General features: G+C 47.4%; 15 protein-coding genes. 12 read left to right on the forward strand and 3 right to left on the reverse strand.

What is annotated here, in order from left to right:
- Positions 1-12: 12 nt before the first annotated feature.
- From AC6R03_RS09820 to ttcA, 7 genes are all read left to right on the forward strand, one after another.
- Complete coding sequence (locus AC6R03_RS09820; protein ID WP_500631073.1) at positions 13-492, forward strand: FixH family protein; 480 nt, start codon at positions 13-15, stop codon at positions 490-492.
- A gap of 17 nt (positions 493-509) precedes the next feature.
- Positions 510-2,882, forward strand: a complete 2,373-nt coding sequence (locus AC6R03_RS09825) for a heavy metal translocating P-type ATPase (protein WP_500631074.1) — start codon at positions 510-512, stop codon at positions 2,880-2,882.
- Entirely contained in the window at positions 2,883-3,050 is a 168-nt protein-coding gene (gene ccoS, locus AC6R03_RS09830) for a cbb3-type cytochrome oxidase assembly protein CcoS (RefSeq protein ID WP_334555356.1), read from the forward strand.
- A complete protein-coding gene (locus tag AC6R03_RS09835; RefSeq protein WP_500631075.1) occupies positions 3,047-3,721 on the forward strand; it encodes a sulfite exporter TauE/SafE family protein in 675 nt (224 codons plus the stop codon). Before ccoS ends, AC6R03_RS09835 begins: the two co-directional genes overlap by 4 nt.
- 88 nt (positions 3,722-3,809) lie before the next feature.
- Complete coding sequence (gene fnr / locus AC6R03_RS09840) at positions 3,810-4,559, forward strand: fumarate/nitrate reduction transcriptional regulator Fnr (protein WP_334555354.1); 750 nt, start codon at positions 3,810-3,812, stop codon at positions 4,557-4,559.
- A 130-nt stretch (positions 4,560-4,689) separates the two neighbouring features.
- Positions 4,690-5,637, forward strand: coding sequence for a universal stress protein UspE (gene uspE / locus AC6R03_RS09845; protein WP_334555353.1), 948 nt, complete (start codon positions 4,690-4,692; stop codon positions 5,635-5,637).
- A gap of 180 nt (positions 5,638-5,817) precedes the next feature.
- Entirely contained in the window at positions 5,818-6,750 is a 933-nt protein-coding gene (gene ttcA, locus AC6R03_RS09850; protein WP_500631076.1) for a tRNA 2-thiocytidine(32) synthetase TtcA, read from the forward strand.
- Positions 6,751-6,825: 75 nt separating this feature from the next.
- On the opposite strand, the gene AC6R03_RS09855 is transcribed toward ttcA, so the two are convergent.
- The 3 genes from AC6R03_RS09855 to AC6R03_RS09865 are packed head-to-tail and all read right to left on the reverse strand — an operon-like array spanning position 6,826 to position 9,106.
- Complete coding sequence (locus tag AC6R03_RS09855) at positions 6,826-7,485, reverse strand: DUF2987 domain-containing protein (RefSeq protein WP_500631077.1); 660 nt, start codon at positions 7,483-7,485, stop codon at positions 6,826-6,828.
- A gap of 9 nt (positions 7,486-7,494) precedes the next feature.
- Positions 7,495-8,310: a glucosaminidase domain-containing protein gene (locus AC6R03_RS09860; RefSeq protein WP_500631078.1), complete on the reverse strand. Its 816-nt coding sequence runs from the start codon at positions 8,308-8,310 to the stop codon at positions 7,495-7,497.
- The gene (locus AC6R03_RS09865; protein WP_500631079.1) at positions 8,303-9,106 is read right to left on the reverse strand and encodes a hypothetical protein; all 804 of its coding nucleotides are present in this window, start codon (positions 9,104-9,106) and stop codon (positions 8,303-8,305) included. Before AC6R03_RS09865 ends, AC6R03_RS09860 begins: the two co-directional genes overlap by 8 nt.
- Positions 9,107-9,541: 435 nt before the next feature.
- On the opposite strand from AC6R03_RS09865, the gene potA reads away from it, so the two are divergent.
- From potA to AC6R03_RS09890, 5 genes are all read left to right on the forward strand, one after another.
- Positions 9,542-10,666: a spermidine/putrescine ABC transporter ATP-binding protein PotA gene (gene potA / locus AC6R03_RS09870; RefSeq protein ID WP_500631172.1), complete on the forward strand. Its 1,125-nt coding sequence runs from the start codon at positions 9,542-9,544 to the stop codon at positions 10,664-10,666.
- Positions 10,647-11,507: a spermidine/putrescine ABC transporter permease PotB gene (potB, locus tag AC6R03_RS09875; RefSeq protein ID WP_334555349.1), complete on the forward strand. Its 861-nt coding sequence runs from the start codon at positions 10,647-10,649 to the stop codon at positions 11,505-11,507. The genes potA and potB overlap by 20 nt, the downstream gene beginning before the upstream one ends.
- Positions 11,507-12,274 carry a spermidine/putrescine ABC transporter permease PotC gene (gene potC / locus AC6R03_RS09880; protein WP_500631080.1) on the forward strand — a complete coding sequence of 256 codons (768 nt, stop codon included), beginning with the start codon at positions 11,507-11,509 and terminating at the stop codon, positions 12,272-12,274. Before potB ends, potC begins: the two co-directional genes overlap by 1 nt.
- A gap of 97 nt (positions 12,275-12,371) precedes the next feature.
- Entirely contained in the window at positions 12,372-13,403 is a 1,032-nt protein-coding gene (locus tag AC6R03_RS09885; RefSeq protein ID WP_500631081.1) for an extracellular solute-binding protein, read from the forward strand.
- A 177-nt stretch (positions 13,404-13,580) separates the two neighbouring features.
- Complete coding sequence (locus AC6R03_RS09890; protein ID WP_500631082.1) at positions 13,581-14,618, forward strand: extracellular solute-binding protein; 1,038 nt, start codon at positions 13,581-13,583, stop codon at positions 14,616-14,618.
- The last annotated feature ends 44 nt before the right edge of the window (positions 14,619-14,662 follow it).

Below are 14,662 nucleotides of genomic sequence, written 5' to 3' on the forward strand. Positions count from 1 at the left end.
GAGAACTTTTTTATGGAAAAGCCTTGGTATAAGCAGTTTTGGCCGTGGTTTCTAATCATCCTTCCATCGATCGTGGTGGTGTGGACTATTATAACGGTCGTTATTTTCTCTCAGAACTCGGTCGATCTGGTTACTGAGGATTACTATAAAAAAGGAAAAGGGATCAACGTTGATATTTCAAAGATTCACGTTGCAAAAGAGTTAGGACTGAGCGCTCAAGTCGTCTCTGACGAAAACGCTATCGTCATCACGCTTGATAAAGGCACTCTCGAACACTTCCCCGCAATCACCGCGATGTTTGCCCATCGCACACTGCCTGATCGCGATTTTAGCCGATTACTGACGTCTGACGCCAAAGGTCAATATCGCTTTGAGCTCGACGAGGCGCTGCAAGGCCCCTGGTTTATCGAACTGACCCCTCATGATGCACAATGGTTAATTCAAGGCCGCGTGACATTCCCTTCTGAGATGGCCATCCCTCTTTCCAACTAATTGATGTAAGCGTAGCTATGTGTAAAACGTGTTACCACTGTGGTGAAGAAGTACCAGACAACACGGATTATAAGGTGGAGATCCTCGGCGAATCTCGCGATATGTGTTGCCCAGGGTGTGAAACCGTCGCCCAAACGATTATTGATAGCGGGCTCGTGTCCTACTATCAATATCGAACAGCGCCTGCAGAAAAAGTCGAACTGGTTCCCGAGCAGCTTAAGGCACTCATTCACTATGACAACGAAGAGGTTCAATCGGAGTTTGTCAGAACCAATGAAGAACATGCAGAGGTGACATTGTCACTCGATGGTGTCTCTTGTGCGGCTTGTGCTTGGCTGATTGAGAAACAAGTTTCGACCCAATCTGGCGTTTTGTCTATTCGTGTCAACACCACGACCAATCGTGCGATACTCGCGTGGGATAAAAGCAAAACTCGACTCAGCGATCTTCTCTCGTCGATTCACCAATTGGGTTACAAAGCTGCGCCATTTGAAGCTGACCAGCAAGAAGCGGCTTACCATCAGCAAATGAAGCAGTACCTCTATCGGTTAGGTATAGCTGGCCTTGCGACCATGCAAGTCATGATGTTGGCAGTGGCGCTCTACCTTGAGGTGTTTGGCGATCTAGAACCAGAGTTTAAACACTACTTTCGCTGGGTAAGCCTTATTTTTGCCACACCGGTTATGCTCTACTCGGCGCTGCCCTTTTACCTAAATGCATGGCGTAGCTTACGCAGTAAAACTCTCGGCATGGATGTCCCCGTCTCTTTGGCGATGATTTTTGCCTACTTTGCCAGTTTGGTGGCGACCATTACAGAGCAAGGTGAAGTTTTCTTTGAATCCATTTCGATGTTTGCGTTTTTCCTTTTGGTTGGCCGCTTTCTTGAAATGCGCGCAAGACGCAAAGCCGCCGCTGCAAGTGGAAACCTGCTTAAATTAATACCTGCAATGGCCACCACGGTTCAAGGTGACCAAATTGCCGTCAGAAGCCTAAAACTTGGTGATCAAATCCGCGTGTTACCCGGTGAGCACATTCCTGCCGATGGCAAGATCATCAAAGGCCGAGTCCACATCGATGAGTCGATGTTAACGGGCGAATCCGTTCCTGTCGTGAAAAATGTCGAGGATTATGTGTACGCCGGTACCCTCAACGGCGAGGAAGCGTTTGAACTTGAGGTGACATCCAGCAAAGCGGACTCGATGATCTCGAAAATTGTACGCCTGCAAGATGAAGCACAGCTTGCGAAACCCAAAATCGCCGAGATAGCCGACGTCGTTGCGCGCTATTTTGTCACGATTATTTTGGTGATTGCTGCGGTTACCTGGTTCTTTTGGCACCAAGCAAACCCAGACGATGCATTCTGGATCATGTTGTCAGTATTGGTCGCGACCTGTCCTTGCGCCCTCTCTCTCGCGACACCAACGGCGTTGACCTGCGCGACATCTCGCATGGGCAATTTTGGCATACTTCTGCGCAAAAGCCACGTGTTCGAAACGCTGTGTAAAGTGAACCATTTGATCATCGATAAAACCGGGACCTTAACGCATGGTGACATTGAAATTCGTCACGTGACGCTCCATGGAGATATCACTCGTGAAGAAGTGCTCTCTATGGCCGCAGCATTGGAGTCCCACGCCAATCATCCTCTGGCCCGTGCGTTTAAGCCTTATGCGGTTCAGAGTCTGGAGATTCAAGACATCGAGAACGTAATTGGTTCTGGTGTAACCGGTTCGATTGATGGTGCGATTGCGAAAATAGGCAGTGCCTCGTTTGTGATTGGTGAAGGGGCGAGTCCCTCACCTAACTGCATTTACTTATCACTGAATAACGAGCTAGTGGCCACCTTTGAATATCACGACCCGATTCGTAAGGACGCCAAGCCGTTTATTGAGCAGTTTCAGCAAGCGGGCATCAAAGTGACGCTGCTAACGGGTGATTCCCACACCAACGCGACATTGGTCGCCGAGCAAATTGGGATTGAGGATGTAGTCGCAGGAGCCAAGCCTCAAGACAAGCTCGAATTCTTAAACCACGTTGATGCGAATGACGTCACCATGATGATCGGGGATGGCATTAACGATGCCCCTACTCTCGCCGGCGCGCATCTGTCTGTCGCCATGGGTGGTGGTGCCGATGTTGCCAAAGCCTCAGCGGACATGGTGTTGCTTGGTGATCACTTGGAACGAATCCTTGATGCACGCAAACTCGCGCTGCAAACTCGAAAAATCATCCGTGAAAACCTCGCGTGGTCACTGGGCTATAACGTACTGATTTTGCCACTCGCTGTTGCCGGCTTGGTCGCGCCTTATTTTGCTGTGGTTGGTATGTCTGCAAGCTCAATTATTGTAGTATCGAACTCTCTGCGTTTGCTCAAAGAACAGGGTAAGTAAATGGAAAGCTTGTATATCTTAATCCCTATTGCCATCGTACTGGTTTGTGTTGCCGTAGCGGTGTTTCTGTGGGCAGTGAAAAGCGAGCAGTTTGAAGATCTCGAGCGTCAAGGTCACAACATTCTGTTTGACGAAGATGAGTCTGAGCAAAAGAAACGTGAGCCATGATGATTGATTGGTTTGGCGCGTTTGTTATCGGTCTTGTCGGGGCCGGACATTGTATGGGGATGTGTGGTGGTATCGCCTCAATGCTCACCATCGGGCAAACCTCGCCCTCTCGCTGGACGCCCGTTTATTACAATCTTGGTCGATTAATCAGTTACGCACTGCTTGGAGCCATCGTCGGCGGCGCAGTGGCGTCGTTGAGCAAACTGAGCCAAATAAATAGTGTCTTGATATGGCTTCGTTTGCTGGCGGCACTTTTCATGATTTTTCTGGCGTGTTACATCGGAAAATGGTGGCACGGACTGCTGCATATTGAAAAGCTGGGTCAGCAGCTTTGGCGTTTTATCGCTCCAGCGGGCAAATCCCTACTGCCTTTACAATCCCCCTTGCACGCCCTTCCGTTTGGCATGGTCTGGGGATGGCTACCCTGCGGACTTGTCTACTCCACATTGACGTGGTCTGCGGTGTCTGGCAGCGCGCTAAACGGCGCCTTAGTCATGTTGATGTTTGGGCTGGGAACCCTACCCGCGATGCTGGCGGTTGGCATGGGGGCTGAGGCGCTTAAGCGGATTCAAAATTCTTCAGTATTTCGTCAAATTGTTGCGTTTATGCTGTTAATCTACGGCATTTTTACCGGATATGATGCAATATCGATTTTATTAATTAGTTTATAGATACCTGTTTTTATACATTTTTTTCCGCTACCTTTTGCCGCTAATGGGTGCTAAAATATTGATGTATATCAAATAGTGAAAGGTTGTTATGATTTCTGAAAAGCCTGCAACAAAGCGAATTCAGTCCGGTGGTTGTGCGATTCACTGTCAGGACTGTAGTATCAGTCAGCTTTGTATTCCGTTCACTTTGAACGAGTCCGAACTTGACCAGCTTGACCAAATTATCGAACGAAAGAAGCCTATCCAGAAAGGCCAGGAGCTATTTAAAGCGGGTGATGAGCTTAAATCTCTTTACGCAATTCGTTCAGGAACCATTAAGAGCTACACCATTACCGAGCAAGGCGATGAACAAATTACAGCCTTTCACCTCGCCGGTGACCTTGTAGGCTTTGATGCGATTACTGGTGATTGTCACCCAAGTTTCGCTCAAGCGCTTGAGACGTCGATGGTGTGTGAGATCCCTTACGAAATCTTGGACGACCTTTCAGGTAAAATGCCTAAGTTGCGTCAGCAAATCATGCGCCTGATGAGTAATGAAATCAAAGGCGACCAAGACATGATTCTCCTGCTCTCAAAGAAGAACGCAGAAGAGCGTCTCGCTGCTTTCCTATACAACCTTTCAACTCGTTTTTCGCAGCGCGGCTTTAGCCCTCGTGAGTTCCGTTTAACCATGACTCGTGGTGATATTGGTAACTATCTCGGATTGACGGTAGAGACAATCTCGCGTTTGCTAGGCCGTTTCCAAAAGTCTGAAATTCTCAGCGTGAAAGGGAAATACATCACCATCATCGACCACGATGCGCTGATGGATCTGGCGGGCGTTTCAAAAGAATCGTAATCAGTTCAATGATGTAGCTCTATTCTGAGCTACATCATACTTCTTTTACTTTCCGCATTGTTTTCCTAATACTCTCCTCAAAAGTAAGCTACATTAATCTTATAGCCCAACTCTACTCCAAGGAGTAATTATGAGCATTTACAATAAGATTTTAGTGGTTGCCGATATCAATAAAGAAGAACAACCCGCCCTTTCCAGAGCGATGCAGCTTGCCGCGCAGAGCCGTTCACCGAGTCGAGTGACGTTCTTTCTCTCTATCTATGACTTCTCTTATGACATGACCTCAATGCTCTCTTCTGATGAAAGAGATGCAATGCGCCGAGGTGTGATCGGTCAACGCGAGCAATGGATGCAAAAAGTCGCACAGCCCTATTTGAATGACAACGTGGAGTTTGAAGTCAAAGTGGTGTGGCACAACCGTCCATATGAAGCGATTATAGCCGAAGTCTTTTCTGGTGAACACGACATCGTTATTAAAGGTACACGCAAGCATGACGTCTTAGAATCGGTGATTTTCACCCCAACCGATTGGCATTTGCTGCGTAAATGCCCTTCTCCTGTGTTGCTGGTTAAAAACGAAACGTGGCCAGAGGACGCAAGTATTCTCGCCTCCGTGCACGTGGGTTCAGAAAATGACACACACATTGGGTTAAACGATGAAATGGTTGAGCAGCTAAAGAGTTTGTCTGAGCGATTAGGCGCACGTCCGCTGCTTGTTAACGCTTATCCAGTCACACCGGCCAACATTACTATTGAGTTACCAGAGTTTGACCCGACCACCTATACCGATGCTGTTCGCGGCCACCACTTAACAGCGATGAAAGCACTGAGACAAAAACATGGTTTTGATGAAGAGCAAACCATTGTAGAGCAAGGTTTGCCAGAGGACGTTATCCCAGACGCCGCTATCAAAGAGAATGCCGCTATGGTGATTATCGGTACCACTGGACGCACCGGACTCTCAGCGGTGTTTATCGGGAATACCGCTGAACATGTGATTGATAAGATCAATTGCGATGTACTCGCACTGAAACCCGCTGGTTATATCAGCCCACTCGATCCTAAAACAGCAATCTAATGGACTTGTTCTCCTTCAATAGCCTCACCCTTTGGTGAGGCTATTTTCTTTCCTCTCAAAAGACCGCGGTTTGGACCTCAAGCCGGTAAATTATTTTCTGCGCTAACGCTGGCATCTGAGTGATTTATCCGTATCATACGCACTTCATTTGGATTCATGATTGATTAAGACTGCAAGCTGATGACTGAGCAAACTCAAGAGCTAACTAAAGCTCAACAATACAACTTTAATAAGCTGCAAAAGCGTATCCGCCGCAACACCGGCCAAGCCATCCAAGACTTCAATATGGTTGAAGACGGTGATCGCATTATGGTTTGCTTATCCGGCGGCAAAGACAGCTTTACTATGCTTGATATTTTGATGAGTTTACAAAAGAGTGCGCCAATCAATTTCCAATTGATTGCGGTCAACCTTGATCAAAAACAGCCTGGCTTCCCTGCACACATCCTGCCAGAGTATTTAGAGTCACTTGGTGTCGAATACAAAATTGTCGAAGAGGATACGTACTCTATCGTTCAAGATAAGATCCCTGAAGGCAAAACGACCTGTTCACTCTGTTCACGTTTGCGTCGTGGTATCTTGTATCGCACTGCAAAAGAGTTGGGCGCAACCAAGATTGCCCTTGGCCACCACCGCGATGACATTCTCGAAACACTCTTTTTGAATATGTTCCACGGCGGAAAAATGAAAGGCATGCCACCTAAATTGGTGTCGGATAACGGTGAGCACGTGGTGATTCGTCCGCTGGCGTACTGCCGTGAAAAAGACATCATCAAGTATGCAGATTTGCGCGGCTATCCAATTATCCCGTGTAACTTGTGCGGTTCACAGCCAAACTTGCAGCGCCAGAACATCAAACAGATGCTTAATGAGTGGGACAAACGCTTCCCTGGTCGAATCGAAAGCATGTTCCGCGCTATGCAAAATGTGGTACCTAGCCACTTGGCTGACTTTGAACTGTTCGATTTTAAATCCGTTGATAAAGACTCTGGTGTCATCAACGGTGGAGATATTGGCTTCGATAAAGAAGAGATCCCGACTCCAGAGCTTGATGAAGACGATCGTGTACAAGAGTTCGATCCTAGCCTTCAGCTCAATGTGACCAACTTGTAGTCAGGTTTAGTCGTCATAAAGAATAAGGGCCGCAGATGCGGCCCTTATTACGTTTAGGTAAAGACGAGCAGATGGCTATTTTGCCTTGGGTAAGTATGGCAACACTCGCGCAGTTTGGGTCGGAAGAGTTATCTTACCCCCCTCACCAATCTCACTTAACGCCACTTGCACTTTGCCAGCCACAATCGCTTTCTCTGAGCCATTGGAGAACTGAATCACACCATTGAGATCGTTGGGAAACTCCAACGTGACACCTTCGACATCTGGCGTGAACCAGCTAGCGAACATCCCTCCGAGATCGACAAGCATGGCATGCATTTGAGGAAGGAGCACCTCAACCTCTTGGTACGAGACCTCTCCTTCCATTGGCTGTTTGGTCATGACGACCATCGAGAAATCACAGCGCTGATCTTGCGGGGTGCGCACGAAAACCAGTGGATTCGCAGAGCGCAGATTGTTATCGAGTGGTACCAAAAGCTCATGGTACTGAGAGGACTTAAGCTCTTCGTAGTGCTGCTCTTTTTCCATCCAGGCTTTCTCAATCACGCAATTACGCTTCGTATCGGCATTGAGAAAAAAGAAGCCGATTTTAACGTCTTCATGTCCCTCTTTGGCGTTTTGCTTCATGTGGGTGTAAAGCTTGGTGTAGGTAAACATGTATTCTTGCGCTGCGACGGGCGTGAACGCTATCGCCGCTGCAAACCCAAGTCCTAGGGCTAACTTTAATCGAGTCATTATCGTTACTTATTGTTTTGTCAGGTTATCTTCCCAGAAGTCCTGATTGTGCATGATCATCGTCTTGATGTCTTGGACATAGTCCTCACCGCGCTCAGAATAGCGCAGCAAGCCATTAGTTAAAGCGATAGCTGCTTGAGTGTCGGTAAGACTTTTATCTTTTACATGTCGTTGGTAACGGATCTCACGCAAGTCTTCATACGCGTGATTACGATTCACATTCATAAAATAGCCATGAATGGACTGCTGGACCGATTTAAACTTGGCAACTTCATGGCTCATATCATCGCCCCGCTTCAGCGGTACCACACCGCACCCTTCGGAGTAACACCATTGACCAAAGTAGTTGTTTGCCTTGCGGGCGAAACGCGACGTGCCCCAAGCTGACTCATTGGCGGCTTGAACCAACACCAGAGATTCCGGCAATACATCGACGCGATGCAACATAGTCTCAAGCCAAGCTTGATCAATGCCGCCTTCTGGAAGCTGGACGTTGTAACGTTCACCCAACTCAGAGGCGTATTGACGATCTTTGGCTGTTAACTGGCCTTTTTGAAAACGACGTTGAATGATGTCTAAACGCGAACGCTCTTTTTTGACTCTCTGGTTTTCCAACTCGATACCCGGGCGTAGGTAGTCGAAGAACGCCTGTTTTTTCTCGGAGACATCATCAAAGCGAGTAAAATCTGGCGCTTTACCGACTTTCTTCGCTTGAGAATAGGAAACGCTCACCGCCTCTTCTTGATCCTGTTTCTCGTACTGGTAGTAACTGCAACTGGCAACCAGAGCTGCGATCACTAAAACAAGTAGTTCCGTCTTACGCATTGAAAATTTGTGGGTCGTTGTCATCATCATTCTCATCTGTAGGTTGTTCTTTGGTGACAATTTTTAGCTTAATACCAAACATATTGCGGTACACGATGCCTTTGACGTGGAAGAAAAACGGCAGCACAAAAATGAGGCCGATTCCGTAGAACATCACACCGACGATAAACAGCACCGTTACGACCGAATACAAACCCACTAGTGGGAAAAACTTCTTATTAACGGCGCGCAGCGACAACAGCAGCGATTGCATGGGCGGTACACGCTTCTCACAGATAAGGAGCATAGAGTTGCTAAACGCCAGCGACAAATACATAGAAACAAAGGGCAGAATCATTCCGGCCACGCCTTGAAGGAGCAGGCTAAACAGTGTCGCCATAATAATTGGAATGGTATGTTGTAGCCCTTTGAGCATGTGGCGGGGCTTGGTTGAGAGTCCAGCCGCGTGACTCATCGCCATTAAGCTGATCCCGGCATAAATCGGTGCACTGATCACTTCGTAACTAAAGTTGGCGACCATAATCGCACTGAAAATACTGGGGTCGAACTCTGCGGTACCTAAAATCGCATCGAAGATGATAGAAGGATTACCCAGTTGCAATTTTAGAGCGATATAAAAAATCGCCAGTTGCAACGCAATCAAGGCGATGATCGCCGGAGAGAAAGAGATGAAATGTTTCATGGTGTGCTGGCCCGCTTCTTTGAGCACATCCACCACCTTCAGCTCGTAATTTCCGGATAAGGCGCGCTCGATACTGCCGCCAAGGTTGAAGTCTTTTTCAAACTCACTCTTCATTGGAATTCCATCACTGGTCTGCCTGCCATGTTACGCTGGCACACTCACTTTTAGAGAAAAAATTAACATCATTATACTGAAACATCTCGCACTCTAAAATCAGAACCGTCATTGTTGCCAGTTTTATCAACGATTTGATTGATATTTGAACTTTTTGTGTTTTAAAGTGGGCAACAGGTTAAACAAATCACGGGTCGTAGTCTCGTCCACCCACGTTAGATAACGTGGGCTAGTTTCGTTAACAAACATACAGGTCAGACTTCATAAAAATTTTTTCACTTGGAGGCTGATAAATTGCTTTGATTTCACGATTTTGGTGATTATGATTCGCGCCTCTAACTTCACGTTATTTTATGCGCTTTCTCATTAGGGAAATGAATCAATACCCATAGTGATGGCTAGGTACAACGCTATGGTTCTGTTTAAGTAGGAGAAATACAGACGTTGAACAGCAAAAATACAGCAGAACAACCGGTTATACGCTTAGCAGGCATCAGTAAAAGCTTCGATGGCAAAGAAATCATCGGTCACCTAAATCTCGATGTAAATCACGGTGAGTTTTTGACCATTTTAGGCCCTTCAGGCTGTGGTAAAACAACCGTATTACGTATGATTGCGGGCTTCGAGTCTGCAGATAACGGTGACATCATTCTTGATGGTCAAACTGTGACTCATGTTCCTGCTGAGCAGCGACACGTCAATACTGTTTTCCAGAGTTATGCCCTCTTCCCGCACATGACGGTGTTTGAGAACGTCGCGTTTGGTTTGCGTATGCAAAAAGTGCCGAGCCAAGATATTGAACCCCGAGTCCTTGAAGCGCTGCGCATGGTGCGCCTTGAAGAGATGGCGCAACGCAAGCCTCACCAGCTTTCCGGTGGCCAGCAGCAGCGCATAGCCATTGCACGCGCGGTGGTCAACAAACCCAAGGTATTGCTGTTAGACGAATCGTTGTCAGCGTTGGACTACAAACTGCGCAAGCAGATGCAAATTGAGCTTAAGCAGCTTCAGCGCAAACTGGGCATCACCTTCATCTTCGTCACCCACGACCAAGAGGAAGCGCTATCGATGTCGGACCGCATTATCGTGATGCGCGATGGCGTCATCGAGCAAGATGGCTCCCCACGTGAGATTTACGAAGAGCCGAAGAACCTATTCGTTGCGCGTTTTATCGGTGAAATTAACGTCTTTCATGCCACCATGATCGAGCGTTTGGACGACAAACGTGTGCGCGCCGAAATTGAAGGCGTCGATAGCGTTGTTTACTTCGAAGGTGAAGCTCAAGCCGGCGACAAGCTACAAGTGATGCTACGCCCTGAAGACTTACGTATCGAAGAGATCAAAGAGTCCGAGCAGCGTGGCATCGTTGGTCACGTCACCGAGCGTACCTATAAAGGGATGACGCTCGACTCCGTAATAGAACTTGAATCAGGTATGCGCGTCATGGTGAGTGAATTCTTCAATGAAGATGACCCGGATGTTGATCACTCTCTCGGTCAAAAAGTTGCCATCACTTGGGTGGAGAGCTGGGAGGTGGTGCTCAATGAAAGCGTCGAAGTTTAATCTTCAAAATGCGATCATCACACTGATTGTCGGCTGGTTAACACTATTTGTGCTGTTACCCAACCTGATGATCATTGGTACGAGTTTCCTTACGCGTGACGAAGCAAATCTCATCGATCTGACCTTTACTTTAGACAACTACGCGCGCTTATTCGACCCATTGTACGCCAAAGTACTGTGGCATTCGTTTTATATGGCGATCGTCGCCACCTTGATCTGCTTGGTGATTGGCTACCCTTTTGCCTACATCGTGGCAAAGATGCCGGCCAAGTGGCGCCCTATCATGCTGTTTTTGGTCATCGTTCCTTTTTGGACCAACTCGCTGATTCGTACTTATGGGCTAAAAATTGTCTTAGGTACTCAGGGTATTTTAAACAAATCATTGATGGCACTGGAACTTATCGATAAGCCACTACGCATTATGTACACCGAGAGCGCCGTGATGATTGGCCTTGTCTACATCTTGCTGCCGTTTATGATTCTGCCGTTGTATTCGGCGATTGAAAAATTAGACGATACCTACATTGAGGCGGCGAAAGATCTCGGTGCCAACAAACTGCAAATCTTCACGCGTGTCACCTTACCATTGACCATGCCGGGCATTATTGGTGGTTGCTTATTAGTTCTGCTGCCTGCACTCGGCATGTTCTATATCTCCGATTTGCTCGGTGGTGCGAAGAACTTGCTCATTGGTAACGTGATCAAAAGCCAAGTGCTCAATGCACGTGATTGGCCATTCGGCGCGGCAACCAGTATCGCATTGACCATTGCGATGGCGGTAATGTTGTACGCCTACTATCGGGCAGGAAAACTCTTGAATAAGAAAGTGGAGCTAAGCTGATGGGAAAAACAGTTAGATTTAGCTTTATGAGCGTTGTGTACGGCTTTTTGTACCTGCCTATCATCGTGCTGATCGTTAACTCATTCAATGCCAATAAATTCGGCATGAAGTGGGATGGTTTTACCACCAAGTGGTACGAAACCTTGGTCAACAATGACAGCCTAATGCAAGCTGCGTGGCACTCGATCAACGTGGCGGTGTTTTCCGCTACTGCCGCCACCGTGATTGGTAGCCTAACTGCGGTGGCGCTATTTCGCTATAACTTCAAAGGCAAAAACGCGGTGAATGGCATGCTGTATGTTGTCATGATGTCACCGGATATCGTGATGGCGATTTCGCTGCTTGCCCTATTCTTGGTGCTAGGCGCCCAACTGGGCTTTTTCACTTTGTTGATCGCCCACATTACCTTCTGTCTGCCTTTTGTGGTTGTGACGGTATACAGCCGCTTAAACGGGTTTGATGTAAAAATGCTTGAGGCAGCAAAAGATCTGGGCGCGAGTGAGTGGACGATTTTAAGCAAAATCATCTTACCCTTGGCGAAGCCAGCGGTCGCTGCCGGTTGGCTGCTGAGCTTCACGCTATCACTGGACGATGTGATCATCAGTTCCTTTGTCACAGGGCCGACTTATGAAATTCTACCATTGAAGATCTATTCAATGGTGAAGGTGGGCATTTCACCAGAGGTGAATGCTCTTGCAACCGTCATGTTGGTGGTGTCGTTGACACTGGTTATCCTCTCGCAATTGATTGCTCGCGAGAAGGACTGATACCCATGACTTTGTACGGGACGGCACTCACCGTCCTGTTTTTTATCGATAATGGCCAGTGTTGCTGGCCTGTACGTTTGGTTTGGAGCTAACGTCAATGAAAAAATGGGCAACTTTAATTACGGCAAGTGCATGCATGTTCTCTCTCTTTTCAGCGCAAACGCGTGCAGAAGACAAAGAATTAGTGTTTATGAACTGGGGGCCGTACATTAACAGCAGTTTGCTTGAGCAGTTCACCAGTGAAACCGGAATTAAAGTGATTTACTCGACGTATGAGTCGAATGAAACACTCTATGCCAAGCTAAAAACGCACAACCAAGGCTACGATTTAGTCGTCCCTTCGACTTACTTCGTCGCTAAAATGCGAGACGAAGGTATGTTGCAGAAAATTGATAAGAGCAAGCTGTCAAACTTTGCCAACTTGGACAAAAACTACCTCAACAAACCTTATGATCTAAACAACGAATACTCGATTCCCCACGTGGTAGCGATCACAGGTCTCGCCGTAAACGAAGACATGTACGATGCCAACGACTTTACCAGCTGGGCAGACCTATGGAACCCGGATTTGCAAGGTCAAGTCATGTTGATGGATGACACGCGTGAGGTGTTCCATATCGCTTTACGTAAACTGGGTTACTCAGGCAATACCACTGACCCAGAGCAAATCGACCAAGCATACGCTGAACTGCAAAAGCTCATGCCAAACGTCTTAGTCTTTAACTCAGACAACCCAGCAGCACCTTACTTATCGGGCGAAGTGGGTGTCGGCATGTTGTGGAATGGCAGTGCTGCCGCCGCGCAAAACGAAGGTCTCAACCTTAAACTGGTCTTTCCAAAAGAAGGAGGCATTGGTTGGGTCGATAACTTTGCTATCTCTTCCGGAGCGAAAAACGTAGAAGCCGCGCATAAGATGATCGATTTCTTACTACGCCCTGAAATCGCTGAACAAATCTCGCGTGATACCGGTTATTTGACCGCTGTAGCAGAGTCTAATGCCAAGTTTAAAGATGTGGCGCCGCTCTTCCCATCGCAAGAGGATCTTGACCGAGTAGAATGGCAAGATGCGGTTGGTGACATGACGGTTAAGTACGAAGACTACTTTATGAAGTTGAAAGCGGGTCAATAACCGTTTAACAGACGAAAAAGAACAAAATAGGTAGCGGATGCTGCCTATTTTTTTGTTTGGCTGATATACTTTTCGCGTATGGTTTATCTTGTCGATAAATATTATTACTCACTGCACTATCAATAAGATACGTCAGGAACGATGGATCTTGATGGCGCACCAAAAAACGGAAATACAATGAAAAGTAAATTCTATGCAAGCGCCTTGTGCGCAGCGACACTTATCGCTTCCCCTGCTATGGCTGCTGATCAAGAACTCTATTTCTACAACTGGTCGGAATACATTCCGTCTGAAGTTCTTGAAGACTTTACAAATGAAACTGGGATCAAAGTGATCTACTCAACCTACGAGTCTAACGAAAGCATGTACGCCAAGTTAAAGACTCAAGGCTCAGGTTATGACCTGGTAGTACCGTCTACCTATTTTGTGTCGAAGATGCGTAAGGAAGGCATGCTTCAACAAATCGATAAAACACAGTTGTCGCACTTTGCCGATCTCGACAGTAATTTCTTAAACAAGCCTTTTGACCCAAGTAACAACTACTCGATTCCATACATCTGGGGCGCGACGGGGATTGGCATCAACTCTGATATGCTAGACCGCTCAACCGTCACCAAGTGGGACGACTTTTGGGATACCAAGTGGGAAGGCCAACTCATGCTGATGGACGATTCACGTGAGGTGTTCCACATCGCCTTAACCAAACTCGGTTACTCACCCAACACCACCAACCCTGACGAAATTGAAGCGGCGTATCAAGAGCTGAAAAAACTAATGCCCAATGTATTGGTATTTAACTCTGACTTCCCCGCGAACCCTTACCTTGCCGGTGAAGTCTCGCTGGGTATGCTCTGGAATGGGTCTGCCTACATGGCTCGTCAAGAGGGCGCATCCATCGACATCATTTGGCCAGAAAAAGGCGCCATTTTTTGGATGGACAGCTTAGCGATTCCAGCAGAAGCGAAAAACATCGAAGCCGCGCACAAGATGATCGATTTCCTACTGCGTCCTGAGAACGCAGCGAAAATTGCCGTTGAAATCGGCTACCCGACCCCCGTCGCTACCGCGCACGACTTGCTGCCCGAAGATTTTGCCAACGATCCAAGCATCTTCCCACCACAAGAGGTGATGGAAAGCGGCACATGGCAAGATGAGGTGGGTGAAGCCAGCGTGCTTTACGATGAGTACTTCCAAAAACTCAAAGTGAACAACTAGTCCACGAATGACTCACTCATATCGATAATCCATTGTCGATAAGA

The sequence above is a fragment of the Vibrio sp. R10-SG-ISO4 genome (assembly GCF_059834135.1).

What these genes read in the sequence shown, in the direction of transcription:
- AC6R03_RS09820 (WP_500631073.1), top strand. Translation starts at nt 13, where the DNA reads ATGGAAAAGCCTTGGTATAAGCAGTTTTGGCCGTGGTTTCTAATCATC.
- AC6R03_RS09825 (WP_500631074.1), top strand. Translation starts at nt 510, where the DNA reads ATGTGTAAAACGTGTTACCACTGTGGTGAAGAAGTACCAGACAACACG.
- ccoS (WP_334555356.1), top strand. Translation starts at nt 2,883, where the DNA reads ATGGAAAGCTTGTATATCTTAATCCCTATTGCCATCGTACTGGTTTGT.
- AC6R03_RS09835 (WP_500631075.1), top strand. Translation starts at nt 3,047, where the DNA reads ATGATGATTGATTGGTTTGGCGCGTTTGTTATCGGTCTTGTCGGGGCC.
- fnr (WP_334555354.1), top strand. Translation starts at nt 3,810, where the DNA reads ATGATTTCTGAAAAGCCTGCAACAAAGCGAATTCAGTCCGGTGGTTGT.
- uspE (WP_334555353.1), top strand. Translation starts at nt 4,690, where the DNA reads ATGAGCATTTACAATAAGATTTTAGTGGTTGCCGATATCAATAAAGAA.
- ttcA (WP_500631076.1), top strand. Translation starts at nt 5,818, where the DNA reads ATGACTGAGCAAACTCAAGAGCTAACTAAAGCTCAACAATACAACTTT.
- AC6R03_RS09855 (WP_500631077.1), bottom strand. Translation starts at nt 7,485, where the DNA reads ATGACTCGATTAAAGTTAGCCCTAGGACTTGGGTTTGCAGCGGCGATA.
- AC6R03_RS09860 (WP_500631078.1), bottom strand. Translation starts at nt 8,310, where the DNA reads ATGCGTAAGACGGAACTACTTGTTTTAGTGATCGCAGCTCTGGTTGCC.
- AC6R03_RS09865 (WP_500631079.1), bottom strand. Translation starts at nt 9,106, where the DNA reads ATGAAGAGTGAGTTTGAAAAAGACTTCAACCTTGGCGGCAGTATCGAG.
- potB (WP_334555349.1), top strand. Translation starts at nt 10,647, where the DNA reads ATGAAAGCGTCGAAGTTTAATCTTCAAAATGCGATCATCACACTGATT.
- potC (WP_500631080.1), top strand. Translation starts at nt 11,507, where the DNA reads ATGGGAAAAACAGTTAGATTTAGCTTTATGAGCGTTGTGTACGGCTTT.
- AC6R03_RS09885 (WP_500631081.1), top strand. Translation starts at nt 12,372, where the DNA reads ATGAAAAAATGGGCAACTTTAATTACGGCAAGTGCATGCATGTTCTCT.
- AC6R03_RS09890 (WP_500631082.1), top strand. Translation starts at nt 13,581, where the DNA reads ATGAAAAGTAAATTCTATGCAAGCGCCTTGTGCGCAGCGACACTTATC.